Annotated in this window: 20 protein-coding genes; 13 read left to right on the top strand and 7 right to left on the bottom strand. The window is 65.2% G+C overall.

Features of this window, described 5'->3' with window-relative positions:
* Positions 1–49: 49 nt before the first annotated feature.
* The 3 genes from ACLIVD_RS32600 to ACLIVD_RS32590 form a co-directional block, all read right to left on the bottom strand.
* Positions 50–961: a LysR family transcriptional regulator gene (locus tag ACLIVD_RS32600; protein WP_491931305.1), complete on the bottom strand. Its 912-nt coding sequence runs from the start codon at positions 959–961 to the stop codon at positions 50–52.
* A 216-nt stretch (positions 962–1,177) separates the two neighbouring features.
* Positions 1,178–2,314 carry a CaiB/BaiF CoA transferase family protein gene (locus ACLIVD_RS32595; protein ID WP_491931304.1) on the bottom strand — a complete coding sequence of 379 codons (1,137 nt, stop codon included), beginning with the start codon at positions 2,312–2,314 and terminating at the stop codon, positions 1,178–1,180.
* Entirely contained in the window at positions 2,311–3,090 is a 780-nt protein-coding gene (locus ACLIVD_RS32590) for an enoyl-CoA hydratase/isomerase family protein (protein WP_491931303.1), read from the bottom strand. Before ACLIVD_RS32590 ends, ACLIVD_RS32595 begins: the two co-directional genes overlap by 4 nt.
* A gap of 457 nt (positions 3,091–3,547) precedes the next feature.
* Here ACLIVD_RS32590 and ACLIVD_RS32585 point away from each other — a divergent pair, with 457 nt between their 5' ends.
* The 10 genes from ACLIVD_RS32585 to ACLIVD_RS32540 all read left to right on the top strand — a co-directional run bounded on the left by ACLIVD_RS32585 (position 3,548) and on the right by ACLIVD_RS32540 (position 15,617).
* Positions 3,548–4,681 carry an acyl-CoA dehydrogenase family protein gene (locus tag ACLIVD_RS32585; protein ID WP_491931302.1) on the top strand — a complete coding sequence of 378 codons (1,134 nt, stop codon included), beginning with the start codon at positions 3,548–3,550 and terminating at the stop codon, positions 4,679–4,681.
* Entirely contained in the window at positions 4,678–5,748 is a 1,071-nt protein-coding gene (locus tag ACLIVD_RS32580) for an acyl-CoA dehydrogenase family protein (protein ID WP_491931301.1), read from the top strand. The genes ACLIVD_RS32585 and ACLIVD_RS32580 overlap by 4 nt, the downstream gene beginning before the upstream one ends.
* Positions 5,748–6,689 carry an SDR family oxidoreductase gene (locus ACLIVD_RS32575; protein ID WP_491931300.1) on the top strand — a complete coding sequence of 314 codons (942 nt, stop codon included), beginning with the start codon at positions 5,748–5,750 and terminating at the stop codon, positions 6,687–6,689. Before ACLIVD_RS32580 ends, ACLIVD_RS32575 begins: the two co-directional genes overlap by 1 nt.
* A complete protein-coding gene (locus ACLIVD_RS32570) occupies positions 6,686–7,534 on the top strand; it encodes a MaoC/PaaZ C-terminal domain-containing protein (protein ID WP_491931299.1) in 849 nt (282 codons plus the stop codon). The genes ACLIVD_RS32575 and ACLIVD_RS32570 overlap by 4 nt, the downstream gene beginning before the upstream one ends.
* A gap of 14 nt (positions 7,535–7,548) precedes the next feature.
* Positions 7,549–8,772 carry an acyl-CoA dehydrogenase family protein gene (locus ACLIVD_RS32565; protein ID WP_491931298.1) on the top strand — a complete coding sequence of 408 codons (1,224 nt, stop codon included), beginning with the start codon at positions 7,549–7,551 and terminating at the stop codon, positions 8,770–8,772.
* On the top strand, positions 8,769–9,866 hold the full coding sequence (locus ACLIVD_RS32560; protein ID WP_491931297.1) for an acyl-CoA dehydrogenase family protein: 1,098 nt from the start codon (positions 8,769–8,771) through the stop codon (positions 9,864–9,866). The genes ACLIVD_RS32565 and ACLIVD_RS32560 overlap by 4 nt, the downstream gene beginning before the upstream one ends.
* 19 nt (positions 9,867–9,885) lie before the next feature.
* Entirely contained in the window at positions 9,886–11,505 is a 1,620-nt protein-coding gene (locus ACLIVD_RS32555) for an AMP-binding protein (protein WP_491931296.1), read from the top strand.
* A 44-nt stretch (positions 11,506–11,549) separates the two neighbouring features.
* A complete protein-coding gene (locus tag ACLIVD_RS32550; RefSeq protein WP_491931295.1) occupies positions 11,550–12,683 on the top strand; it encodes a thiolase family protein in 1,134 nt (377 codons plus the stop codon).
* A gap of 179 nt (positions 12,684–12,862) precedes the next feature.
* Positions 12,863–13,642: a TetR/AcrR family transcriptional regulator gene (locus ACLIVD_RS32545; protein WP_491931294.1), complete on the top strand. Its 780-nt coding sequence runs from the start codon at positions 12,863–12,865 to the stop codon at positions 13,640–13,642.
* A gap of 631 nt (positions 13,643–14,273) precedes the next feature.
* Positions 14,274–15,617, top strand: coding sequence for an MFS transporter (locus ACLIVD_RS32540; RefSeq protein WP_491931293.1), 1,344 nt, complete (start codon positions 14,274–14,276; stop codon positions 15,615–15,617).
* Positions 15,618–16,590: 973 nt separating this feature from the next.
* On the opposite strand, the gene ACLIVD_RS32535 is transcribed toward ACLIVD_RS32540, so the two are convergent.
* The 4 genes from ACLIVD_RS32535 to ACLIVD_RS32520 all read right to left on the bottom strand — a co-directional run bounded on the left by ACLIVD_RS32535 (position 16,591) and on the right by ACLIVD_RS32520 (position 21,111).
* The gene (locus tag ACLIVD_RS32535) at positions 16,591–17,112 is read right to left on the bottom strand and encodes a cupin domain-containing protein (RefSeq protein ID WP_491931292.1); all 522 of its coding nucleotides are present in this window, start codon (positions 17,110–17,112) and stop codon (positions 16,591–16,593) included.
* Positions 17,113–17,194: 82 nt separating this feature from the next.
* Entirely contained in the window at positions 17,195–17,941 is a 747-nt protein-coding gene (locus ACLIVD_RS32530; protein ID WP_491931291.1) for an enoyl-CoA hydratase, read from the bottom strand.
* 171 nt (positions 17,942–18,112) lie between these two features.
* Positions 18,113–19,288 carry an acyl-CoA dehydrogenase family protein gene (locus tag ACLIVD_RS32525; protein ID WP_491931290.1) on the bottom strand — a complete coding sequence of 392 codons (1,176 nt, stop codon included), beginning with the start codon at positions 19,286–19,288 and terminating at the stop codon, positions 18,113–18,115.
* A gap of 2 nt (positions 19,289–19,290) precedes the next feature.
* On the bottom strand, positions 19,291–21,111 hold the full coding sequence (locus ACLIVD_RS32520; RefSeq protein WP_491931289.1) for an AMP-dependent synthetase/ligase: 1,821 nt from the start codon (positions 21,109–21,111) through the stop codon (positions 19,291–19,293).
* Between the two features lie 243 nt (positions 21,112–21,354).
* Between ACLIVD_RS32520 and ACLIVD_RS32515 the strand changes: the two genes are divergently transcribed.
* The 3 genes from ACLIVD_RS32515 (at position 21,355) to ACLIVD_RS32505 (ending at position 25,696) form a co-directional block, all read left to right on the top strand.
* Positions 21,355–22,524 carry a TetR/AcrR family transcriptional regulator gene (locus tag ACLIVD_RS32515; protein WP_491931288.1) on the top strand — a complete coding sequence of 390 codons (1,170 nt, stop codon included), beginning with the start codon at positions 21,355–21,357 and terminating at the stop codon, positions 22,522–22,524.
* A gap of 189 nt (positions 22,525–22,713) precedes the next feature.
* Positions 22,714–23,607, top strand: a complete 894-nt coding sequence (locus ACLIVD_RS32510; protein ID WP_491931287.1) for an esterase/lipase family protein — start codon at positions 22,714–22,716, stop codon at positions 23,605–23,607.
* 190 nt (positions 23,608–23,797) lie between these two features.
* A complete protein-coding gene (locus ACLIVD_RS32505; RefSeq protein ID WP_491931286.1) occupies positions 23,798–25,696 on the top strand; it encodes an alkyl/aryl-sulfatase in 1,899 nt (632 codons plus the stop codon).
* Positions 25,697–25,715: the final 19 nt, after the last annotated feature.

Genomic DNA, 25,715 nt, shown 5'->3' with positions numbered 1-25,715 from the left:
ATACGATCGGATGTGACGTATATCTAGACTAATATTGACTATGCATACCCTAGTCTGTGGCTATATTTTTGGCTCGTTGTTGGGGATCCCGAGGCTCTCGCGCGACTGCGAGGAACGCCTGGGCTGCCGGTGAGGGGTCGTCGGATCGGTAGTAGATCGCATGACCGGTCGGAAGGTTAGCGTCGAATCTTCGGACCACCGCCCCCAAACGCTCTGCTAGTTCAGCCTCGCCCGACGGCAGGATTCCCCCTCCGACCCCGGCGAGGATCAGGGGAAGGACCATCTGTCGATGGGCGGTCTCGACAACCGAATCGATGTATGGGAGTCCTCGCGCAGCGAGCAGTCCGTTGAGGTGCGAGCGGCCGGCGGTCCCGGGGAACGGGCCGGAGATCCAGTCCCGGCCGATCAAGTCCTCCAACCGGAATGGACGGTCCGGAAAGCGAGAACCGGGCGGCAGAACGGCCAGGACCTTGCACTCGCCCAGCGACAGCATCTGAAATCCAGTCGCAGCTGGGGGAGTTTCGGTCAAGAGCAATTCGATATTTCCGCGCGCAAGATCGTCGAACCCGCGAACCCCGATCGGGACCGTCCGGACGCGAATATTGATTCCCGGGTGCCGCTCCCGATAACGGGCAATGAGCCCGGACAGGGGGTCGATCGCGCGGTTGACCACACATCCGATCTCCAACTCACCAGACTGCAGTTCGGAGATCTCTTCGATGGCCCACCGGGCCGCATCGAGAGCCCGCAGTGCCGCGCGGGCGGGCCCGACGAGTGCCCGCCCGCGGGCAGTCAGGCTCATCCCGCGACCCCGGGTGAAGAGCTTGCACCCGAGTTCGTTCTCCAGTTCGTGAATCGTGTTCGACACCGACGGTTGGCTCAGCTGTAGCCGCCGGGCTGCCGCCGATATCGAGCCCTCATCGACCACCGCGAGGAAGTGCACGAGAAACCGCTTGTCCATAGCTGTGGACTATATAGGCCCTCATTGATATGGCTCTAGTGTCCCATTTGATCGCCCTGTAGTCTCAGTCACATCACCAGCGGCGTGCTCCCCAGATCCGTGGCTGAGCGTCCGCTGCGACGGCCGGTTCCGTCCTGCTTTTCCTCTGCTCGTCGGGAGAGGTTGATGCTCCAGCTCGACACCGTTGGTACGTAGGGATGGAATGCAACCCGGTTGTCAGTCCCGAACTGGTTCGATCCAGACATCGCTGAAATCTCGCCTCTGTGGCGACCTGAAACGTGGCATGGCCGATGGCGTGCGGGAGAAGCGTGGCGCAGGCGCCGGTTGGGTGATGCCGTTCAACTCGATCAACGTTCCCCGTGCCATGAGGTGCTGGTCGCCACTCGCTTCGTCGTAGTCGAGGACGGGAGACACACATGCATCGAGGGGTTCGAAGATTCGAGCCCACTCGTCACGTGTTCTGGTCATAAATGTCGTAGTGAAGATCTCGCGCATTTCATCCCAACGCTCCGTCTCGGTCTGACCGGGGACGACAGCCGGGTCGAGCCCGAGTCCCTTGACGAGTTCGGCGAAGAACTGAGGCTCCAGCGCTCCGACGGCCATGAATCGGCCGTCCGAGGTTTCGTAGGTGTCGTAGAACGGGTAGCCGCCGTCCAGCATGTTGGTGCCCGGTGTGTTGTTCCACTGCCCGGCGCCTCGGAGGGCCCAGATCATGTGGCCCAGGATGCTTGCCCCGTCGACCATTGCGGCGTCGATGGTCTGCCCTGTGGCGGAGCGGCCGCGCTCGAACAGCGCTGCAAGAATTCCGACGACGAGAAACATGGATCCGCCACCGAAGTCTCCGACGAGGTTGAGCGGCGCGTGTGGTCGCTCGCCGTTGCGGGCCATCGCACGCAAATGGCCTGTCATGGCAAGGTAGTTGATGTCGTGCCCGCCACGCTTGGCGGCGGGTCCGGACTGACCCCATCCCGTCATGCGTGCGTAGATCAGGCCGGGGTTCCTGGTGGCGCACTCGTCGGGGCCGAGCCCCAAACGTTCGGTGACGCCCGGCCGGAACCCTTCGATCAGGACATCTGCCCTCTCCACCAGTGCGAGTACGTTCGCAACGTCCGCGGGGTCCTTCAGGTCTGCCTCGATGATGGTCCGTCCGCGTGAGACGTGTTGCTTGTAACCACGATCGAGTTCTGCAGTGCTGCCGTGTCGCCCGATCTGTACGACGTCGGCGCCCATGTCGGCGAGCAGCATCGCGGCATGCGGTACAGGCCCGACTCCAGCGATCTCCAGGATCCGGACACCGGCGAGCGGCCCGGACGATGCAAGGGGACCATTCGGGCGTGAGAAGTCGTTGGTCATCGTCCGGTGAACCTTCCTGGCCGGCGCGCCGCGACCGCGGCGACGCCCTCACTGAAATCGTCGGTGTGGAAAAGTTTTTGCTGTTCTCTCCGTTCGTGCGCCGTCGCGGCGGCAAACTGCTCCGCGAGGTCTCCACGAAGTGTCTGCCGGATGGCTCGGACCGCGAGCGGCGCGGACGTCGCTATCCGAGCCGCGAACGCGCGCGCCTCGTCGCGGAGGTTGCTCGACGGGTCGATCACGGTGTCGACCAACCCGGCGGAGTGGGCCTCTGCGGCCTTGATCCTGCGTCCCGTGTACAGCAGGTCCATGGCGACCTGCTGCCCGACCACTCGGGGCAATGTCACGGACAGTCCGAAGCCGTGGTGGATGCCGATTTGGGCGAAGTTCGCTGCGAAGCGGGCCTCCGGTGACGCAATCCGAAAGTCTGCGGCCATGACCAGGCCCAGTCCGCCTCCTATCGCAGCGCCCTGTACCGCAGCGACCATGGGGAGGGGCTGCCGGAACAGTCTGAGCGCCTGCTCGTATACCGCGCCCGGGTCGCGGTCGTCGGATGAACTGGTGAAATCAGCTCCCGCGCAGAAGGTTCGGCCGTTGCTGCACAGCACGATCGCTCGGGTGCCACCGTCGTCGGCCAGGCCCTCGCAGACCTCGGCCAGACGAGTCAGTAAGGACAAGTCGAAGAAGTTGCTGGGTGGACGGTCGAACTCGACGACGGCGACGTGGTCGTCGCCGACCTCGACCGACACATCGACCAGGTCAGGTATTGGGTGGACCACGATTGTGGCTCCTTCTGGGGTAGATGACTTCGTATACGTGATCGAGACAGTCGCGCTGCGACCGCCGGCAGTGTCACGCGTGTCGGAACCGGGGCCGAAGTCGACAACGCGTGTTCGGCGCCGGCCGTTGCAGCCGCTTGCTCGTCAGCCGGCTGCGTCGCCGTGTGGCTTACCTGTGTGCTCGAAGGGCCGGCGACACGAGGTGTCTCCTGGCAGCGTCAGGCGCCACCCTACCGTAACTCGACATTGATGTCGATACTGCTCAACCCGGTGGCATGGATGCGGGCGCGAGTCTTGTCCAACCGTCTGGCCGGATGTACTGTCCAAGTATTCGACAAGCATGTCGAAATATGGGTTGCGGGTCCACCAGCACCCTGGCGACCTCGATCCGGCATGAAGGCAGTGGTGCTGCATTCATCCGACTCGGCATCTCGAGTAGTGAAGAACTGGAGAACTGATGCATTTCCCACCCACCGTCCTCACCCCGGACGAGCGATCTCTACGAGCGAGCGTGCGCGAGTTCCTGCACGACGAACGGAGCCGCATCGGGAGCGGAAGTACGAACTTCGGCGGCGGCTCAGATCGGGAGTTCAGTCGCAGACTGGCCGACCGGGGATGGGTCGGGATGTCGATCCCCACGGAATTCGGCGGGCACGGCCGGACCGCAGTGGATCGATTCGTCGTGGTGACCGAACTGCTCGCGGCGGGTGCCCCGGTGTCGGCGCACTGGATCGCCGACCGGCAGACCGCGCCCAGCATCCTCAAGTTCGGCACCGACGCGCAGAAGCGATGCTTTCTTCCCCGGATCGCGAAGGCGGAGTGTACTTTCTGCATCGGGATGAGCGAGCCGGACTCGGGATCCGATCTCGCCTCGATCAGGACCTCGGCCACCCGCACCGACGGGGGATGGCAGCTCACCGGCACGAAGGTGTGGACCTCGGGCGCACACGAGGTGGACTTCGTTCTCGTGCTGTGCCGGACATCGCCGCTCGGCGAGAACCGACACGAGGGCATGAGCCAACTCATCGTCGACCTCACCAGTCCCGGTGTCACCGTCAACCCGATCATCAGCATGAACGGAGCGCACCACTTCAACGAGGTGGTATTCGACCAGGTCTTCGTCCCCGACGATCTGCTGCTCGGCGCACAGGGCCAGGGCTGGCGTCAGGTCAACTCCGAACTCGCCTACGAACGTTCCGGCCCTGACCGTTGGCTGTCCACCTATGGCTTGTTCCGCGCCTTCCTCGGCAGCAACGCCGACACGACCTCGGACGCAGTGACCAACGCGGTGGGTCGCATCGCGGCACGATACCGGACTCTGCACAATCTCTCGCTCTCCGTTGCGCGGATGATCGATGAGGGCGGAGCCCCCGCTGCGGAGGCGGCGCTCGTCAAAGACCTCGGCACCGTTTTCGAGAAGCAGGTCGCCGAAACGGTACGCGACCTGGCGGGAATCTCGCCCGACATCGATGCACCGGAGACCGACGCGGGAATCCTCGCCGACGCGATCTTCTCGCTACCCGCCCTGACCATTCGAGGTGGGACCACGGAAATCCTCCGCGGTGCCGCCGCCAAGGAGCTCATCCGATGATCGCCGCAACGATCGACCCGATCCTGACCGACACCGCGCTCCGCATTTTTGCGGAGCACTGTAGCCCTGAAAGACTTGGTGAAGCCGAGAAGGCCGGCTGGTCGGAGGCTCTGTGGAACACTTTGTCCGACAGCGGACTCACGCGGGTCGGCGTCGACGAATCGGGCGGCGGGAGCGGCGGGACGGTGATTGAGGCCGCCGAACTCGTGCGGCTCGCAGCCTATTCGGCTGCCCCGGTACCCCTGGCCGAGGCGCTGCTCATCGCCGGACCTGTCCTGGCGTCGGCGGGGTTGCCGCTGCCGGATGGTCCCGTCTCGGTGGCTCCGGAGCCCGGCGAAATTCATGCCGAAAGGGCGTCGGCCGAGTGGACGCTCAACGGGCGGGCGACCGCGGTGGCGTGGGCGCGGATTTCGGCGCAGATAGTCGTTCTCGCCGAGAGCGCTGACGGGCCGGTCCTTGCGGCGGTCCCCACCACCGAGGTCGAGATCGCGGCCGGACGCAACCTGGCCGGCGAGCCACGCGACACCGTGATCATGCGCGACGTGCGGGTCGGCACCGCGGTCCTGGCATCCAGGATCAGCCTCGACGCCGAGACATGGCGTGCCCGTGGAGCAGCGGTCCGCGCCCTGCAGATCGCCGGGGCACTCGAGAAGACCCTCGAACTCACGGTCCGGCACGCGAAAGAGCGCCACCAGTTCGGCCGGCCCATCGCCCGGTTTCAAGCAGTCGGACAGTTGATCACTCTCCTCGGTGAATCTGTGGCACAGGCGCGCATGGCCGCCGAGGTCGCAGTGGTCTCGCATCGGCTCGACGACGCGATGATCGCGAAGATCATCGCCGGCGAAGCCGCCACTCAGGGCGCGGCGAACGCGCACCAGATACACGGTGCAATGGGCACCACGCGGGAATGCCACCTGCATTGGTTCACCCGCCGCCTGTGGTCGTGGCGCGACGAGTTCGGCGCCGAGACCGCATGGGCCCGGCGTCTCGGAACGAACATCTGCCATCGGGGCTCCGATGGCCTGTGGAACCTGATCACCGCAACTACGATCGAAGGACAAGACTGATGAACGGAATTTTGGACGGCAAAGTCGTCGTCATCACGGGCGCCGGCCGAGGAATCGGGCGGGGTTATGCGCTCGAGTTCGCGCGACACGGAGCCAAGGTCGTGGTGAACGACTTTGGAGGTCCCGCGGACGGTTCGGGCTCGGGAAGCGGTGGACCGGCCGACGACGTCGTCGCCGAGATCGTCGCGGCAGGGGGTGAAGCGGTCGCCAACACCGATGACGTCGCCGACGAACAGGGCGCGCGCAACCTCATCGATACCGCGATCACCACCTTCGGCGGGCTCGACGTTCTCGTCAACAACGCCGGCATCCTGCGCGACCGCACCGTCGCCAACATGTCTTTCCAGGAGTGGGATTCAGTCATTCGCGTACACCTTCGAGGAACCTTCGGCCCTACGCACTACGCGGTGCAGTACTGGCGCGAGCAGCACAAGGCAGGCAATCCCGTCGATGCACGCGTGATCAACACGTCCTCCTCCTCGGGGCTGTACTGCAACCCGGGGCAAGCCAACTACGGCGCGGCCAAGGCAGGAATCGCCGCATTCACCGTGATCACCGCCCAGGAGGTCGCCCGCTACGGAGTGACGGTCAACGCGATCTACCCGACCGCCCTCAGCCGTCTGACCGAGGACGTGTTCAGCAAGATCAAGGCGAAGTTCGACACGCCCGAAAGCGACTTCGACGCTTTCGATCCCGACAATATTGCCCCGGCGGTGGTCTGGCTAGCCGGCCCGGCAGCGCGGGACATCACCGGCCGCGTGTTCGGTCTGCGCGGAGGGAAGATCACGGTCGCCGAGGGATGGGTCAGCGGCCCGACGGTCGAGGTGGACCGTCGCTGGCGTGTCGAAGAACTCGACGCCATCATCCCCGACCTGGTCTCCCAGGCCCGCCCGAACGCCGGTACGGATGGACGGCCCAAGCCTGCGGTGGCGGCGTCGTGACTTTGGATCTGCAGGCAGTCGGCCGCAGCGCCGGCCCCGACACCGTGAGCTGGACATCCTTCGACGCGTTGCTGTATGCGCTCGGAGTCGGGGCCGGACAGGATGACTCGGCACAAGAGCTCGAATTCACCACGGAGAACACCGAGGGCGTACCGCAGCAGGTTCTGCCTACCTACGCAATCGTGCTCGCGCAGCGGGCGCCCGGTCTGAAAGTCGACATCGGCGAGGTCGATCGCACCAAGGTCGTCCATGCCGGACAGGGGCTCATCATGCACCGGGCGCTTCCCGTCGAGGGGAAGGCGAGCCTGACCAATACGGTGACGGGAATCTACGACAAGGGCTCGGGAGCCCTCGTGAGGACGAGCGCCGAGGCGGTCGACTTGGAGACGGGCGAGAAGATCTTCACCACGCAGGGCGCAATCTTCATCCGCGGTGCCGGCGGTTTCGGAGGCCCGCAGGATCCAGCGGCCGGCTCGTCGGAGCCGGAAGGGGAGCCGGATCTGATCGTCTCGGCGGCCACACGCAGTGACCAGGCGCTCCTCTATCGCTTGTCGGGTGACCGCAATCCGCTGCACTCGGATCCTGCATTCGCCGCCCGAGGTGGTTTCACCGCACCGATTCTGCACGGCCTCTGCACCTTCGGGGTCAGCGCCCGAGTGGTGCTCCGTGCGATCGGCGTGGCTGCAGACCAAATGGCGTCGATCAACGGCAGATTCAGCAAGCCGGTCCTGCCCGGCGAGCGCCTCACCGTGTCGGTGTGGAGCGACGACAAGACGCACCTGTTCCGGACCACTGATTCGAGCGGGGAAACCGTTCTCGACCGCGGTGTGCTGACCACCCGTTAGGAAGTAACGACGCCATGGAAAACATCGACGAGTTTCGAGCACGCGCCCGGGCGTGGCTCCACGCACATGCACCGCGAACGGACATCTCGCACGATCTCGCGGCGGCAAAAGCATTCCAAGCCGCACAGTACGACGCAGGGTTCGTCGCGATCACCTGGCCGAGGGAAGACGGTGGTCAGGAACTATCCGCAGAGCACGAGCGGGCGTACCACGAGGAAGCCGGAAGCTACAGGTTGCCCGCCGAACCCTTCGGGGTCGGCATCGGAATGTGCGCACCCATCCTGAGGGAACGCGGCACCGCGTCCCAGCGCGACCTGAACCTGCGGAAGATTCTTCGTGGTGAGGACATCTGGTGCCAGCTGTTCTCGGAACCCGGCGCGGGCTCGGACGTCGCAAGTCTGCAGACCCGCGCCACTCGGGACGACGCCGGTTGGGTGGTCACGGGGCAGAAGGTGTGGACCTCACGCGCCCACTACGCTGATCATGGAATATTGCTGGCACGGACGAATGTCGATGTTCCCAAACACCAGGGCATCACGATGTTCGTCGTCGACATGCACGCGATCGGGGTCGACGTGCGCCCATTGAAGGACATGTCGGGTGGTGCGTACTTCAACGAAGTGTACTTCGACTCCGTCCGTCTCCCTATCGACGCGGTCGTCGGTACCGTCGACGACGGGTGGAGCGCGGCTGTCTCGATGCTGAAGTTCGAGCGGATCGCGATCGGGACTGCACCGCGCAAGCAATCGAATACGTTGTCGGCCGCCAATCTGGTGAAGCTCGCGCGGCAGCGCGGCAAGATCGCCCATCCGCTCCTGCGTAACGAGTTGGTGCGGCTGTCGATCGACGAGCGTGCGGCAATGCTCTTGGGAGTTCGGCTCAACGAGGAGCGGAAGAAGGGCGTCGACCTCGGCGCACGTGGTTCGATCGCCAAGCTCGTCGGCGCTGAACTCACCCGGCGAGCAGCAGGGCTCGCAGTCCGATTGAGCGGACCCGCCGCGGTCGGGTGGGATACAGGCGACGACACCGCCGCGGAGATCGCCCGGGCGATCAATGCCGCACCGTCCGCGGCGATCGCGGGCGGCACCAACGAAATCCAACGCAACATCATCGGTGAACGGGTGCTCGGACTGCCCCGGGAACCGACGGTCGACCGTGACATCGCCTTTCGGGAACTCAGAGGCGGTCCACACCGCGTCCGGTCCGAAAGTGCTTTCCAGACAGGGGAGGGATCGTGACTCTAGTTCTGACGGATGAGCAGGAAGAACTGCGCTCGTCGGTACGTAAGGTAATCGGCGCCAAATGTCCCATGGAGCGCGTACGCTCGTTCGTCGCCGGCGGCGGAGTGGACCAACCCCAGGACCTGTGGACGGCAATGGCACAGCAAATGGGACTTGCCGGCATCGCCATCCCCGACAAGTACGGCGGTACCGGCTCGGGGATACGCGAAGCGGCCGTGGTGACGGAAGAACTCGGGCGGAGCTTGGCGGTGACCCCCTTCCTGTCCTCGATCGTGCTGGGCGGGCAGGCATTGCTCGCCCTCGACGACGAGACGGCGCGTCAGGACTACCTGCCCTCGATCGCGGACGGCTCCGTTCGGATGACGTACGCCTGGTCCGATCACGATCCCACCTCGAAGTCGGGTGTGCGTAGTGGTCCCGCGGGCCTGACCGGAACGGTTCCCTTCGCCCTCGACGGCCTGACGGCAGACCATATCGTCGTCGAGACCGTCGACGCCGGCGGCGAACTCGAGTTCCATCTCGTCTCGACCACCGCGCCGGGACTCACCCGGACGGAACTCGTCAGCGCCGACCCGACACGGTCGGTCGCCCGCCTCGACTTCGACGGCACACCGTCGCGACAGTTGAGGTCGGTCGACCCTGAATCCACTCATAGCCGGATCATCGACCATGCCGCGCATGCACTTGCGGCGGAGCAGCTCGGCGGGATCATCCGAAGTGTGGAGCTGACCGTGGAGTACGCGAAGATGCGCGTGCAGTTCGGCAGATCCATCGGTTCCTTCCAGGCGGTCAAACATCGGCTCGCGGACATGTATTCGGTAGTCGAGCTCGCCACGGGTCTCGTTCGGGATGCCGGCCGGGCGGGTGACGAGGATCCCGCAGCGTTTGCGCTGGCGGCCCGGTCGGCCTTCGCGTACTGCAGTCGCCAATACCCTCGGCTGGCTCGCGAGATGATCCAACTACACGGTGGTATCGCGTACACGTGGGAGCATGACGCCCATTTCTACTACAAACGCGCACATGCGAGCGGCCAGATGCTCGGGGGCCCCGAACCTCATGAGAACTTCGTCGCAACACTTCTCGGCTTCTGAGTATCGGTTGGAGGACACAGTGAACACCACACAAAGCCAGGACGAGTTGTCAGCTGCTCGGGTCGATGGGGCCCTGGGGTTCTGGGAGATCGCACGAGCACAGCCCGACCGAATCGCTGTCGTCGACCCGGCCGGCGCGCAAACCACATTCGGGGACCTCCTCGGACGCGCGGACGCGATCGCGTGCGAACTGCTGGACCTGGGTTTCCGACCGGGCGAATCGGTGGCCGTCTTGATGCGGAACGAACCCCTTTTCGTCGCAGTGCAGTTGGCGACGTCTCAGATCGGGCTCTACCTGACCGCGGTCAACTGGCATCTCTCTGTCGATGAGGTCACCTATATCGTCCGAGACAGCGACGCACGCGCGCTATTCACCGGCTCCGAGGCGGACCTCGCCGGCACCGCAACAGCGGCTGCGGATGCCGCCGGACTCGCGGCGCACTGTCGCTTCGCCAGTTCAGCGATTCCGGGCTTCCGCGATGCCTCGAGCCTCCCTGAGAGGGACGTTGATCCTGCAGTAAGACAGCATGGGATGTCCATGCTCTACACCTCGGGGACCACCGGACGACCCAAGGGCGTGCGAAAAGAGAATCCGAAGACAACGCCGGAAGCCGCCGTTGCGGAATCGATTCCCGGTCGGGAACGTCGGCACGGCATCAAACCCGGTCCGGGCGTGCACGCCGTCGTCGCACCGCTCTACCATGCTGCACCGAACGGGTTCGCGATCAGCGCCCTGCACATGGGCCGCCCACTGATCCTCTTCGACAAGTGGAATCCGGAGGAGTTCCTCAGGGTCGTCGAGAAGTACCGGGTGACGGACACCCACATGGTGCCGACCATGTTCCACCGACTGCTGGCACTGCCCGCCGAGGTGCGCACCCGCTACGACGTATCCTCGCTCGAGGCGGTGGTCCACGCCGCTGCCCCGTGCCCGGTCCACGAGAAATGGGCGATGCTCGAGTGGTGGGGGCCGATCCTGTTCGAGTACTACTCCGCGACCGAGGGCGGCGGTACATCAGTGACCGCACAGGAATGGGTCGAGCATCCCGGCACTGTGGGCCGTGTGTGGCCGGGTGCCGAGATCAAGATCCTCGACGCGGACGGGCGGGAACTGCCTACGGGCGAGATCGGCGGAATCTATATCCGCAACAGCACGTCCTTCGAGTACTACAAGGATCCGGCCAAGACCGCAGAGGCGCGGGAGGGCGACTTCTTCACCGCCGGTGATGTCGGCTATTTCGACGAGGAGGGCTGGCTGTATCTTTCCGACCGCCGCTCGGATCTGATCATCTCCGGCGGAGTCAACATTTATCCGGCGGAGGTCGAGGCGGTACTGCTGACTCATCCGGCCGTCATGGACGCCGGCGTGATCGGTGTGCCCGACCGAGAATGGGGAGCGACCGTGCACGCAGTCGTCGAACCGGCCGCCGGCAGAGAGGCCGGCGAGGCTCTGGCATCTGAGTTGCTCGAACATTGCAAGTCCACTCTCGCACGGTTCAAATGCCCTCGCACCCTAGAGTTCCGCGTCCTACCGAGAACGCCGACCGGCAAGTTGAGTAGAGCCCAGCTCCGAGCATCAATCGTCGGTGATTCGACACGACCGCCCAACCAATCCAGCCCGGGCGACAGCAGCCGCTGACCGGCCTGTCCTTCCCATCCACCCCCATCTCTGAGGAGAACACCATGCGCGATGCCGTTATCGTCGATGCCGTACGCGTCCCGATCGGGCGGCGCAACGGCGCATTGTCCGGATTCCACCCCGCACGTCTTTCCGCGCACGTTCTGTCCGCTCTCGCGGATCGCAACGGCCTGGATCCGCTGACCGTCGACGACGTGATCTGGGGCTGTGTCAGCCAAGTCGGGGAGCAGTCGGGCAACATCGCCCGCATCGCGGCGCTCACGGCGCGGTGGCCCGAGACCGTTCCCGGCACCACGGTGACCCGCGCCTGCGGGTCCAGCCAGCAGGCAGTGTCGTTCGCCGCGGCCACCGTCGTCTCCGGCCAGAACGATGTTGTCGTCGCCGGTGGGGTGGAGGCTATGTCCCGCGTGCCGATGGGATCAGCCGGCACTATTCTGGGCCAGTCCTACCCGACCGAGGTCACCCAGCGCTACGGCGTCGACCAGTTCAGCCAAGGCGTCGGTGCCGAGATGGTGGCGGAGAAATGGTCGCTGTCGCGGACCGAGCTCGACGAGTACGCCCTCCGCTCCCATGCGCTGGCGGCGGCCGCAGCAGACTCGGGAGCGTTCGACCGGCAGATGGTCCCCACCGACACGCTTTCCCAGGATGAGGGCATCCGCCGCAACGGGTCGCTGGAGACGTTGGCCAACCTGAAGCCGGTTTTCAGAGAGGACGGTGTCATCCATGCCGGCAATTCGTCGCAGATCTCCGACGGTTCGGGGGCGCTGCTCATCACCACCAGCGAGTACGCGGCCAAGCAGGGCTGGAAGCCGATTGTCCGCGTGCATACAGCGGTCGCCGTGGGTGACGACCCGCTGATCATGCTCACGGCGCCGATCGCGGCCACCGCCAAGGCGTTGAGCCGGGCAGGCCTGTCCGTGGACGACATCGGTGCGTTCGAGATCAACGAGGCGTTCGCGCCCGTGCCGCTCGCGTGGCAGAAGGAAACCGGTGCGAGCATGGATCGGCTGAATCCGCTCGGTGGCGCAATCGCCGTCGGACATCCGCTCGGCGGGTCCGGGGCCGTCCTGATGACTCGGCTCGTTCATCACATGCGGGACAACGACATCCGATACGGTTTGCAGTCGATGTGCGAAGCCGGGGGAATGGCCAACGCCACGATCCTGGAGTTGCTCTGATCGGCGAGATGGACCGAGTTGCCGACGATCGAACTTTCGGCGGGTCGCAGTGGGTCGCGCCGCATCTGCACGCTGAACGCGTTCAACTTCTGCTGCGTGCCGCCTGCCGGTATAGTCGATAACTATGTCGAATTACGTCCCGTGCGATGTGCCGATGGTCGGCGGAGAAAGGATACTCAATGCCGTCGTCTAAGGATGTCCCCAGCTCGAATGGTGCAGGGGAGACGGGAAATCCATCGACAGCACGGGACCGAAACGGCAAGGGCCCGCGGACTCGTGGGGGATGGACGCCCGCGGGGACTGCGGCGAAGCGCCGCGAGACCCATTCTCGGCAGGGAACTGCGCGCGGTCAGCGGCGGCGTCGAGAAATCCTCGATGCGGCACGGCGGGTCTTCGAACGGGATGGATACATCGACGTCAACGTCGAAGACATTGTGCAGGAGGCGAATGTTTCGAGGGGAAGCTTCTACACCTACTTCCCGTCGAAACTGGATGCATTCCAAGCCTTGACATCCGAGATGGGCGATCAGATCGACCAAGCTGTCACGTATCGGGCGGACCCTGCGCACGTGAGTCCGGTCGATGACCTACGTGAAGCCAATCGTCGATACATCGAGGTTTATCGGGAGAACGCGGCGTTCTACGGGTTGGTGGAGCAGGTATCGACCATGGACGCGGAGACCGGGAGTTTCCGGCAGATCGGCCGCAAGCGTCACATAGACCGTGTCGCCCGGCGTATACGGGCGTGGCAGAAGCAGGGCTACGCGGATCCGGCGATACACCCGACCAGTACGGCTGCTGCTCTGGTATCGATGACGAGCAACCAGTGCTACTGGTGGTTCGTCGGCGGTGAAAAGAGCGGCCACCCCGATCGCGATGACGAAGTGCTTACCGATATTTGGGTGCGGGTGCTCGACCTGCGCGACGACCCTTGTGGTGAGTGGATGGAATCCGCGTAACCTGTCCACCCGGGGCAGGTGCGCCCTGGCCGGCGGCTTGTTTCAAGCCCGGCATCCGATGACAATCGACGGTGCGGATCGTGGGTACTCGTCCGGCCGCCCGGGGTCGGCAACAAACTATGCACAATGAGCCGTGAATAGGACTGCCGGACTGGATGATTGGTTGACCATCCTCTGACAGTTCGGATCGCCCGCTGCGCGCATGCCGCCTCGCGCAGCGTTCGTGGACACTTCCGCTTGCGATGCCTGGCATTCGACGTCGAGTTCGGCTGATGCCGAGGCGACCCTCATCGCGGCGCCCTGAAAGCTCCAACATTTGGGGACAAATCTGGCGGGCCGAGGAACTGAACTGCCGCGACAAAGTCCGACCCAATCAGTCTCTGCGACAACAGAGTCCCGTGACGAGTGCAATGTCCTGAATGCGAGACATCGTCGTCGGAGTCACCTTGGGGGCCGGTTCGCGGCCCCACACCAGGGGTTGACGAGTGACCGCGATCACCTTAATCTCTATTTCGACAGTGATGTCGAAATAGAAGATGGCCGACCCCGACTGAGCACCGCCATTTCTGCAGGAAATGCGTAAGGCCTCACTCGAATGCTGATTTCGACCCGAACCTCATGAAGGATTCTCATGGCCACAGCCAACTTTTCCGTCGATCGCGCGGACACGCGCGCCCCGCAGGACTCTCCCACGACCAGCAAACGTGCGTGGGGAATGACGGGCCTCGTCCTCTTCCTCTACGTCGTCAACTATGCAGACAAGGCCGTCCTCGGCATCATCGCTCAGCCGCTCGCGCACGACCTCGGGCTCGATCACGCCCAGATCGGGCTCGTCGGCTCGCTGTTCTTCGTTACGTTTACGGTCGGCGGGTTCCTTGCCGGTCCGTTGGCTAGGTACCTCACCCTGCGCTGGGCGCTGCTTGCACTCGCTGCCGCATGGTCGCTGGTTATGCTGCCGCTCGTGATCGCTGCGAGCCTGACGGTGCTCATCGTCAGCAGGATGCTGCTCGGAGTGGCCGAGGGGCCGGGCTCCGCGCTCATGCACACCGCCACGTACTCCTGGCACCCGTCGGCCAAGCGTGGTCTGCCGAGCGCACTGCTACTGGGCTCCGCGTCCATCGCAAAGATCGCCCTCGCGCCCATCCTCACTTTCGTCACCATCCAATACGGTTGGCGGGCAGCGATCGTGGCGCTGTCCGGTCTCGGGATGGTGTGGGTCGTGTGCTGGCTGATCGGCTGGAAAGACGGTCCGTTCACCGGCAAGGCGGTGGAGACGGTCGCTGTCGCAACAAGTGTGGACGGCGTCAGTGCGCTCACGCACACCGAGTCTTCGGTTCGCTGGCGTCGCATCTTCCTGTCGCGCACGTTCGTGAGCGTCGCAGTTCTGGCTATGGTCATGTATGCGCTGACGACGGTCGTACTGACCTGGCTGCCGTCCTACTTCGAGCAGGGACTTGGCTATACGAGAATGCAAGCCGGATCGATGTTCGCTGCACCCTCCATCGTGGCACTGCTCCTGATGGTCACCTCCGGTTCGGTCACCGACCAGCTGATCCAGCGAGGCGCCACCTCGCGGCTCGTCCGCGTCATCGTGCCGTGCACCGGTGTCCTGCTCTGTGGGGTAGTACTGACCGCGCTTCCCCTGATAAAGATCCCGGTGCTCGCTGTCGTGGTGCTCTCGATCGGCTACGGGTGTGGAATGATCGCCCTTCCGCTGGTAAGCGCAGCGATCTCCGAACTGTGCCCGCCGCAGCAAACCGCCGGAACAATGGGTGTGTTCATGGCACTCGCCGCCGTCGGCGGGCTGATCGCCCCGTACGCGACCGGTGTCATCGTCGATAATGCTGCCACCGCGGGCGACGGGTATGCCTTGACGTTCCAAGGCATTGGGATCCTCGGTGCCCTCGCCGCAATCCTGGTGCTGGTGTTCGCGAATCCCGAGCGGGACCGCGAGCTCATCCGCACCACGGCATAGTCTGTGCACAACCACTCGTCGATACTCTCGGTATCCGGCGGGTGGTTCACACATGTGAAGCGCCGATTCCTGCCTCGGTCAAGAGGTGGGAATCGGGGTCGACGGGCAGCTCAGCCAGCGCGCTGTCCTCGAGGTGATCTGGCTAAACCGTCGACATCGCGTGCGGCATCTGCGGCGACTGCCCATCCCCACCGGGTCACTCGCCAAGCAGGCCGAGCACGGCGAGCTGACCGTGCGGGTGCAACGATGGCCCGCCGCCACCGGATGGACCATCACTCCGGATCTTCTTTGCCGGACCACGCATGGGACATCGCGAACTGGACTCAGGTTCTTGAACGTCTCGCGAAGTGATGGAATACCCCGCCTGGATTCGCTTGTCGTCAGAGTGGATTCGTTTGTCGTCATCAATGAAGTGCACTGCGGAGCAGGGTCCGGGTGCGCGACCGTGAAGGGCGAGAGGGGGCAATAGGGCGCCCGCCTTCGGGGATCATACGATCACAAATTCTTCCTGACCTGTGGACGAAGCTGCGGCCAGCCGGGCGGCACAGGCGCCGTCGGCCCCGCCAGTGTCGGCGCCCGCACTCCCTCTGCGATTTCGAGGATCGACACGAACCGGTCCTCGTAGGCCACGGTGTCCTCGCCGGTAGTGAAAGACCGGAAGTGGCCGATGTCGAGGTCGGCGGGTCCGTCCCGGGGAGCGGGTATCGGGCGGGAACGGCTGCTCGCGGTGAGCATGCTGTGCGAGCTGAGCTCGACGCCACCACTGCCCGGCAAGGTGTTCCGGCACCGCGAGACCCAACAAGGGCCCGATGCCACGGAGGAACCCGAGAAGGCTTACCGGACTGAGCCGGCGTCGGTCTCCGAGCGAAAGACAGCGCGAGGTGTACCCACCGGCGGAGCGGGTGACGTTCGGTCCGCGAAGGTTGGGCGGTCCGGTGTGAGGGTGCTTCCGATCGGGCTTGGCTGCTGCTCCTCAGCGGGCGGTGGACATCATGGTCGCGACGAGGACAGCGGGCCGCTCGGACCGGTTGCTCCACGCGTGCTTGGTACCTCGCTGCACCACGGAGTCGCCGACCCGGAGCAGTGTTTCTGTTTCCTCGAGGACGACGTAGATCTCGCCCTCCACGACGGTGAGGACGTCGACCGTGTCGGTGACGTGCATCCCGGGGACGTCGCTGTCGACGTGGGTGTCGCCGGCGCCGACCTCGCCCATCGCGTCGGCGAAGGCGTCGGTGCCTTGCCATTCGGCGTCTGGAGGGAATTGGAGCATCCGCACCACGAGCCCGCCTGCCGGTGGGTCGAGCACGATCGTCTCGCCCAGGGTGCTCTCCGAGCCGACTACCGCCGGGAGGGCGTCGACCTGCCACAGGTCGACCGCGCCGAACATCGGGGTCACGAACCGGGTCGCGCCCGGGCCGTCGCTGATGATCGTGGAGCGACCGTCCTCGATCCCGGTGACGACGCAACGGCCGACGAGCTGGTCCGAACTGCTCATGATGTGTCTCTCCTTGACGTAAATGCTGTTGGTGAGGTGATGGGATGAGGGGGTGCGTGAGCTGACCGAGTTGATCGGCAGTTCAGCCCGGCGTGCCGGGTGGTCGCGTCGCGCCGGCATGAGCGAGGGTGTTCCAGTTCTGCGCGGTGTGGCTCTCGACGTCGTAGCCGGCGTCGCGGATTGCCCGGTCGGCTCGCCGGTAGGACGCCAGCAGGGTTCGTGCGGCGAGAGCGTGGCTGCGTGAGATCTGGGCGCTGGCGACGAGCGCGGCGGGGATGAGGTCGTCGTGGGCGACGACCTGGGTGACGAGTCCGGCGGCGTGGGCAGCTGCCGCATCGAGGGGTTCGCCGGTCATACTCATCCTGATCGCGGTGCGGCGGCCGACAGCGGCCGGCAGCAGGACGGTCAGGCCCCAGCAGGGCAGGACCCCGACCCGGGCGTGGGTGTCGGCGAAAGTCGCGCGCTCGGAGGCGATCAGGAAGTCGCAGTGCAGTGCGACCTCGAGCCCGCCCGTAACCGCAGAGCCGTTGATGGCGCCGATGACCGGTTTGGCGGTCGCCGGCCACGGCGCGTGCGAGGCTGCTCCCACGAGTCTCATCAGGTGGGGGTCCTGGGCGGCGACGGCCTTGAGATCGATGCCGGCGCAGAAGGCGGGGCCGGCACCGGTGAGCACGATCGCGTCGACGGCGTCGTCCTGGTCGGCCGCTGCCATCGCGGTGGTCAACTCCTGGAGCACCGGGCCGTTGAGGGCGTTGCGCGACTCGGGCCGGTCGAGCGTGAGGACGGCGGTCCGGTCGAACGTTTCGCACCGGACGAGCTGGTCGGTCATCACAACCCACCTCCCACCATGGCATGCGGTCTGGGCTCGCCTGACGCGGTCTGGGTGCTCATCGGAAGTTGCTCCTGTCGGTTCAGTGATGATCGCGTCCAAAGGGACTCGATCGCCGTTGTGTCGCCGTCGAGCGGCGCGGTGAAATGCGCACGATGGGTTCGCGCGGCGTCAGAGGGAGCGGGCGACGATGTCTTTCATGGTCTCGTTCGAGCCCCCGTAGATCCGCTGCACGCGTGCGTCGGCGTACATTCGCGCGATCTTGTACTCCCGCATGTAGCCGTAGCCGCCGAAGAGCTGGACGCACTTGTCGATGACTTCGCCTTGCTGCTCGGTGAGCCACCACTTCGCCATGGCGGCGGTGGCGGAGTCGAGGCCGCCGTCGAGGTGTCTCTGGATGCAGGAGTCGATGAACACGCGGGACGCGTGCGTCACGGTCGCGCATTCGGCCAGCACGAACTTGGTGTTCTGGAAGTCGAAGATCGTCTGGTCGAACGCCTGCCTGCTCTTCACATAGGTGATTGTCTCCGCCAGTGCGGTCTCCATGGCTGCGACGGCTTGGAGCCCGATGTAGAGGCGCTCTTGCGGCAGCAACGACATCAACTGGGCGAAGCCCTGGCCTTCGACCTCGCCGAGCAGGTGCTCGGTCGGAACGCGAACGTCTTCGAAGAACAGCTCCGCAGTGTCCTGACCGGGCAGGCCGACCTTGTCGAGGACGCGTCCTCGGGTGAAACCTGGGCAGTCGGCGGTCTCCACCAGGAGCAACGAGATACCCCGTGCCCCAGCAGAAGTGTCGGTCTTGACCGCGAGCAGGATGAGGTCGGCGGTCGCGCCGTTGGAGATGAAGGTCTTCGCCCCGTTCACGACATAGCTGCCGCCTTCTCGCACGGCCTTGGTCTTGAGGTTCTTCAGGTCCGAACCGCCGCTGGGCTCGCTCATCGCGACTGCCGCGATCAGTTCGCCGGAGGCCATTCCCGGAAGCCACCGGTATCGCTGTTCCTCGGTGCCGTAGGCAAGAAGGTAGTGCGCGACGACGCCGCTGTGCACGGCGTTGCCGAAGGACAGCTCACCCACGAGCGACTGTGCCTCCAGAACCGCGAGGTCGTGCGCGAAGGTCCCACCACCGCCGCCGTACTCCTCGGGGATCGAGCAACACAGCAGGCCCAACGCTCCGGCCTTCGTCCAGATCTCGGGGTCGACCTGGTGCTGGGCCTCCCACCGCTCCCGCTGGGCGAGCAGGTCGGTGAAGAACCTCTCCGCCAGAGACCCGACCGCTCGGACCTCGTCATCGCGCCAGGAGGAGACGTACCCGCCGCCGCCCCGCGAATGGTCCTCTTGCGCAGCCACCCTCATCCCTTCGCCTCCAGGTCGACGATCCCTCTATGAAGCGGTTCCGGCGGATCCGTGGTGTACATCGCGGCGATCTGCGCGGCGTAACGATCGTTGACGGACTTGCGGCGCACCTTCATGGTAGGGGTGAGCACGTCGCTGCCGGGCTGCCAGTACTCCGGCACCACAGTGAACGCGCGCACCTGTTCGGCGCGTGACAGCTTCGAGTTGGCGACGTCGATCCCTTGTTGCATGGCGTCCTGCAGGCAGGAATGAGAGGAGAGGGCGGCGATGTCGGTCGGAAGGCTGTGCTGCGCGGCGAACACGGCTGCGGAATCGGGGTCGAGGACCACCAGGAGGGAGACGAACGGTCTGAGGTCCGCGATCGCGACGACCAGGCCGGCCAGCGGACATGCGTCGCGGACCGTGCTCTCGATGTGGGACGGCGACATGTTCTTGCCGGAGGCGTTGATGATGAGGTCCTTCTTTCGGTCCACGATCGCAACGTGGCCGCCCTGGATGGTGGCGATGTCACCGGTGTGAAGCCACCCTTCGGCGTCGATGGCCTCGGCCGTCTTCTCGGCTTCCTTGCGGTAGCCCCGCATCACAACCGGGCCGCGGATCAGCAGCTCACCGTCGTCGGCCAGGCCCACCTCGACCTCGGGGTACGGGGTGCCGACTGTGCCGACCCGAATGTCGTCAGGGGGGTGCGTCGTCGCGATCGCGGAGCTCTCCGTCATGCCGTAGACCTCGCGGACGGGGATGCCGAGCATCATCATGAACTCGTGGGCCTCCGGGGTCACCGGGGCGGCACCGGAGGCGGCCACCCGGAGCTCGTCGAGGCCCAAGAGCGCCCGGAGCGGAGCGAGGACGAGCCGGTCGGCCTCGGCGTGCTGCGTCAGGAGCTCGCTGTCGGGATACTCACCCGCCTGCTCGGCACGGACCTTGCGCATCCCGATCTCGAATGCCCACGCCGCGGCGTCCCGCTTGACCTGATCGGTCTCGGCGGCCACGGCCAGTTCGATGCCGGTCCTGAGCTTGTACCAGGTCTGCGGGACACCGAAGAAGACGTGCGGCCGGACCTCGACCAGACCAGCGAGCACGTCCCTCGGATTCGCGATGTCCGTCACCTCGGCCGCTTGAACCATCGCCACGTAGTGGGCGAGCAGCCGGTTGGCCACGTGTGCGTCGGGAAGGTAGGACAGCACACGCTCGTGGACTCGCGGTCCGAGGCCGGCCCTGATGGTGGCCCGGGCGCTCACCAGCGTGCCGGCGTGCGTGAGCTCGACGCCCTTGGGTGTGCCGGTGGTGCCTGAGGTGTACACGATGGTCAGCAGGTCGTCCGGCTGGACTGCCCGCCAGGTCGCGTCGAAGTCGAATTCCGTTGCAGGCGTGGCCTCGACCTCCGCGACGCTGATGGTGCCGTGGGGCGCACCGTCGACGCAGACGATGTGCTCGACGCTGCTGCCCTCCGTCTGCGCCTCGAGCAGTACCGCGACGAAGGCCTCTTCGCAGACCACAACCCGGTTCTCGGCGTTGTCGAACAGGTAGCGGATCGTCTCCACGGGGTTGGTGTTGTACACCGAGAACGGCGCTGCGCCGAGATGGAGCACCGCCGTGTCGACCAGGTGGAACTCCGGCCGGTTGGTGAGCATCAGTGCCACCGTGTCACCCGATCGAACACCCAGACGTGCAAGCCCCGCCGCGATCGTCCGAACCCGGTCGGCGTACTCGCTCCACGTGATCGACACCGCCCCGCCCGGTGTGCGCAGCGCGACTCTGTCCGGGTTGGCCGCGGCGGTCTCCTGGAAGACATGGCAGAAGGTCAGGGGGTTGCTCATGGGGTCTCCTGTAGAAGGTTCGCTGCATAAGTGAATCACACGTCACATCTCCTGGCAATGACGGCTGCGAGCTGGTGACCGTTCCATCGCTCCAAGTGGCGTTCGATAGAATCGAGCGTCACGAAGTTCGCCCTATGGTCTGCGACGTCACCCGTAGCGCCCACCGTCGACGCTGAGAAGACCCGCAGTCCACCCGAGCGGATCGGTTAGGCTGCCAGGCGCATACGAAAGGTCGTGGGGTGAATGGCGACGGGGACCCGGCCGCGCAACCGCAAGGCCTTGATCCGCGTGGCGGCAGCCGAGCTCTTCCGCGACCGCGGCTACCACAACGTCTCCGTGGCAGACGTCGCCGAGGCCGTGGGGATGACCGCTCCGGCCCTCTACCGCCACTACCGCAACAAGCAGGACCTCCTGGCGGACACGGTGGACTCCGTGGTCGACTCCATCGAGGAGGTCCTGACGGGGGCGGACGGGCTCGACGACCTGTTGCGCCGGATGGCGGCCCTCACTGTGCAGCAGCACGGCCTGGCCGCGATCTGGCTGCGTGAGTCCCGCAACCTCGACGACGAGCAGCGCGCAGCGGTCGCCCAGCGCTCTTTCACGTTGATGGAGACGTTCCGGTCCCACCTGCGCAACGAACGCCCGGATCTGCCGGAGTCCGACTGTGTGCTGCTGTCGGTCGCGATCATCGGCGTCTTCGCGATGCCGACGACGGCGCGCCAGCCCCTCTCCCGATCCCGGCCCGAGCACCTCCTCTACCGCGCAGCGTGGGCGAGCGCCAGATGCGACCTCGGCTCGTCGGGACCGGTCGCATTGCTGCCCGACCCGGGAGCCGACGACTCGCACGCGGTCGCCGGCGTGCGGATGCCGCGCCGCGACCTGCTGCTCAACGCGGCGATCCGGCTCTTCGACGAGCGGGGCTTCCAGTCCGTCGGTCTGGGCGACATCGCCGACGCTGCCGGAATCGTGCGCTCCGGTGCCTACCGATACTTCGACAACAAGACCGAGCTCCTCGTCGCCGCCATGACGACGGCCGCCGACCGGATGTGGCACTCGGCCACGGCGGCCCTCGCGCTGGCCGAGGAGCCGCACGAAGCACTCGAGCGCCTCGTCGGCGGCCACGTGGAGTTCGCGCTCGAGAACCCGCACCTGCTGGGGATCATGGTCTACGACCAGGGCGAGCTGCCCGACCACGAGAGACGGCGGTTCGACCGGCTGGTGAGCGACTACGACGACATCTGGCCCCAGGCCCTCGTCCAAGCGCTGCCAGGCACCGACACCGCCGAGGGCATGAGAAAAATCCGCATGACCCGGGTGATGATCTTCTTCTCGGTCCGGTGGGGGCCCCAGCCGCGGCGCGTCGACCTCGGAGAACGCCTCACAGAGATCGCGATGGCGATCCTGCAGGCATGACAGAAGTGAATCGTGCGGCACACGATGTTTGATCGATTCCCTCAATTCTTCCACACTGAGCATCGGGTCTCTTGTTAATATTGTGTCACTTGCCAGGCGTGGTCCTGCCCGCGTCATTTTTCGTTGTGCGGCACATCCGCCGCGATCTTGCCGGGAGGAACGAGCATGTTGCCTGGATTCATCAAAACCGTGGCGTCGGTCGCCGCCATCACGGCGGCAGCCTTCATTTCGGCCGTTGGGCCGGCGAGCGCCGCGCCCACTGGCCCGGAGCAGCCGAACGGGCTTGCCGCGATCGTGTACTCGTTTCAGCATCCGGGGGTCTACCCACCGGGTATGAACGACTTCGGTTGCAAGCCGACTGCCGCACACCCGCGGCCCGTGATCCTGTTGCACGGCACGTTCAGTAATGCGTATGCGAACTGGGCGATGTTTGCACCGCGCATTGCGGCTGCCGGATACTGCGTCTTCGGCCTGAACTACGGCGGTGCGAACGGTTCTCCGGTGCAGGCCACGGGTAACCAGCGCGGCTCGGCGGGGCAACTCGCGGTCTTCGTGGACGAGGTGCTCGCCGCGACCGGTGCCGACAAAGTCGACCTGGTCGGGCACTCGCAGGGCGCGCTGATGCCGCTGTACTACATCAACAAGCTCGGCGGGGCCGACAAGGTGCACAACATGATCGGCGTCGAGCCGGCAACCAACGGCATTTCGGCGTACGGCGTCATGCACCTGTACGACGCGGTCCCGCTGTTGCGCTTCTACCGCGACCTGCTGCTGCCCGCGGCCCAGGACTACACCGCCGGTTCTGACTTCGTCCAGGAGATAGCCGCCAACGGCATGACCAGGCCCCAAGTGCAGTACACGACCATCATCTCGCGCAGCGACCTGATCATCACCGTTCCCGAAGCGCAGCTCCCGCCCGCACCGAATGTGAACAATGTCGTCACACAGGATGTGTGCCCGGCGGATCAGACCAACCACCTCGGGGCGGTCTACGACGACATCACCCTGCAACTGGTGTTCAGCGCGTTGGACCGGGCAACCGCCCACGCTCCGCAATGCCACCCGGTGGCACCTTGGCGCTGAACTGAGAAGCACCGAAGTGGAAACGCTACGCAATCTCCGTTGGCGGCGCACTGACGCCCATCATCCGAGGGCAACCCACGGTGCGATGTCGCGTGGAAACTCATCCGCCAGGGGTGAGGCTGCTACGCCTATGGCTTGGTAAGTGTTGGTTGATCGAGCGAGGACATCCATTCTCTCGAACGGAGCGACCATGTGCTACCAGCCGGAACCGGCGACATCGGAGACCGCGCGGATCAATCGGGACGCGGTCGAACTGTATGACCTGGCCGATCGGCGTGACTTCTCCGACGCCCGTCGCGGGCTGATCGCCGAGCTGCCGGGAAATGTGCTCGCGGACGATGGTTCGGTGGCATTCGACCCGCACGCATTCGACTGGATCGGGGATGATGATCCCGCCCCGGAATCGGTGAACCCGAGTTTGTGGCGGCAAAGCCAGATCATCCGCCACGGCGGTCTGTTTCAGCTGACTGATGGCCTCTACCAGGTGAGAGGCAACGACATCACCAACCTGACCGTGGTAGAGGGCACGGACGGACTGATAGTGATCGACTGTTTGAACGGTGTGGAATCCGCACGCCAAGCCATGGGGCTGATTCGCGAGCATGTCAGCGACAAACCGGTCGCCGCGGTGATCTATACCCACACCCATCTCGACCACTACGCGGGCGTGAAAGGCATCGTCGATGCCGACGACGTGGCTTCGGGCAAGGTGCCGATCATCGCGCCGGGTCATCAGTTCGACAGGTACGCCCTCGGGGAGAACGTCATCGCTGGAAATGCCATGGCACGGCGCAGTTTCTACGCTTTCGGCGGATTTCTGGATCTGAACTCTTGCGGGTATGTCACCGGCGGCATGGGCATCGGCAGCCTCAAAGGACTGACCGTTTCCTACATCTCTCCGACCGACCTGATCACCGAAACCGGTGCCAGACGGGAGATCGCGGGCATCGAATTCGAATTCCTCTACGCTCCCGACACCGAAGCGCCCGAGGAGATGCATATCTGGATACCGCAGTTGAAGGCGCTGACCTGCGCGGAGAACGCCAACCACTCGCTCCACAACATCCAGACCTTGCGTGGCGCGCGGACTCGTGATGCCCGCAATTTCGCCCGCTACCTCGATGAGACCCTCGAACGGTGGGGTGATGAGTCCGAGGTGCATTACGGCCCGCACACCTGGCCGGTGTGGGGAAACGAGCAGGTGACCGCATTCCTGGAATCCCAGCGCGACACCTACAAGTACATTCACGATCAAGCCCTGCGGTTGGCCAACAAGGGTTACACGCCCCTGGAAGCGGCGGAGGTGCTCGAGCTTCCCGAGGAGTTGCGCCGCAACTGGGCCAGCCGCGGTTATCACGGCACTCTGCACCACGATGTGCGCGCGGTGTTCACCAAGGAACTGGGCATGTGGGACGGCGACCCGGTCTCGCTGCATCCGCACCCGCCGGTGGAAACGGCGAAGCGATACGTCGAATTCGCCGGTGCTGACGCAATTCTCGCCGAAGGACGCCGCGCGTTCGAGGCCGGCGACTACCGCTGGGCCACCCAGATCCTGCACCAACTCGTGTTCGCCGACCCTGCCGACACCACCGCCCGTGAACTACAGGCCGACGCGTACGAGCAGATGGGCTATCAAGCCGAAGGCCCGCAGTGGCGCAATATATTCCTCAGCGCGGCAAAAGAACTGCGCCTGGGCGTGCAACCACCGCCCTATGTCACCGCGAGCCGCGACACCATTCTGGCGATGCCGATCGACATCCTCTTCGACTTCCTCGCCGTACAGATTGCCGGCGACCGCGCCGCCGGTGCCGACATCACCATCGACCTGGACTTCACCGACCTCGGCGAACAGTGGACGATGTGGATCCGCCGCGGCGTCCTCAACGCCCGCCGCGGCCGTGGGGCCGATGCCCGGCTTACCGTCACCGGCCCCAAACAGGCATTGACCGGTGTACTCCTCAATCCCGCCACCGCCGAAAAGTTGGCAGAGGATGGAACCATCGAACTCACAGGAGACCGCACCGCGCTGGCTGAGCTGACCGCGATCCTGGACCACTTCGAGCCCACCTTTCCGATCGTGACCCCTTGAAAGGCCACGCGCTGGAGGT

It is taken from the genome of Rhodococcus sp. G6(2025), assembly GCF_058628105.1.
This window is presented reverse-complemented; position numbering and strand designations above follow the sequence as displayed.

Bases quoted from the DNA above. Each gene is read 5' to 3' on its own strand.
- ACLIVD_RS32600 (WP_491931305.1), bottom strand. From the start codon at position 961: ATGGACAAGCGGTTTCTCGTGCACTTCCTCGCGGTGGTCGATGAGGGC.
- ACLIVD_RS32595 (WP_491931304.1), bottom strand. From the start codon at position 2,314: ATGACCAACGACTTCTCACGCCCGAATGGTCCCCTTGCATCGTCCGGG.
- ACLIVD_RS32585 (WP_491931302.1), top strand. From the start codon at position 3,548: ATGCATTTCCCACCCACCGTCCTCACCCCGGACGAGCGATCTCTACGA.
- ACLIVD_RS32580 (WP_491931301.1), top strand. From the start codon at position 4,678: ATGATCGCCGCAACGATCGACCCGATCCTGACCGACACCGCGCTCCGC.
- ACLIVD_RS32575 (WP_491931300.1), top strand. From the start codon at position 5,748: ATGAACGGAATTTTGGACGGCAAAGTCGTCGTCATCACGGGCGCCGGC.
- ACLIVD_RS32565 (WP_491931298.1), top strand. From the start codon at position 7,549: ATGGAAAACATCGACGAGTTTCGAGCACGCGCCCGGGCGTGGCTCCAC.
- ACLIVD_RS32550 (WP_491931295.1), top strand. From the start codon at position 11,550: ATGCGCGATGCCGTTATCGTCGATGCCGTACGCGTCCCGATCGGGCGG.
- ACLIVD_RS32545 (WP_491931294.1), top strand. From the start codon at position 12,863: ATGCCGTCGTCTAAGGATGTCCCCAGCTCGAATGGTGCAGGGGAGACG.
- ACLIVD_RS32540 (WP_491931293.1), top strand. From the start codon at position 14,274: ATGGCCACAGCCAACTTTTCCGTCGATCGCGCGGACACGCGCGCCCCG.
- ACLIVD_RS32535 (WP_491931292.1), bottom strand. From the start codon at position 17,112: ATGAGCAGTTCGGACCAGCTCGTCGGCCGTTGCGTCGTCACCGGGATC.
- ACLIVD_RS32530 (WP_491931291.1), bottom strand. From the start codon at position 17,941: ATGACCGACCAGCTCGTCCGGTGCGAAACGTTCGACCGGACCGCCGTC.
- ACLIVD_RS32520 (WP_491931289.1), bottom strand. From the start codon at position 21,111: ATGAGCAACCCCCTGACCTTCTGCCATGTCTTCCAGGAGACCGCCGCG.
- ACLIVD_RS32515 (WP_491931288.1), top strand. From the start codon at position 21,355: ATGGCGACGGGGACCCGGCCGCGCAACCGCAAGGCCTTGATCCGCGTG.
- ACLIVD_RS32505 (WP_491931286.1), top strand. From the start codon at position 23,798: ATGTGCTACCAGCCGGAACCGGCGACATCGGAGACCGCGCGGATCAAT.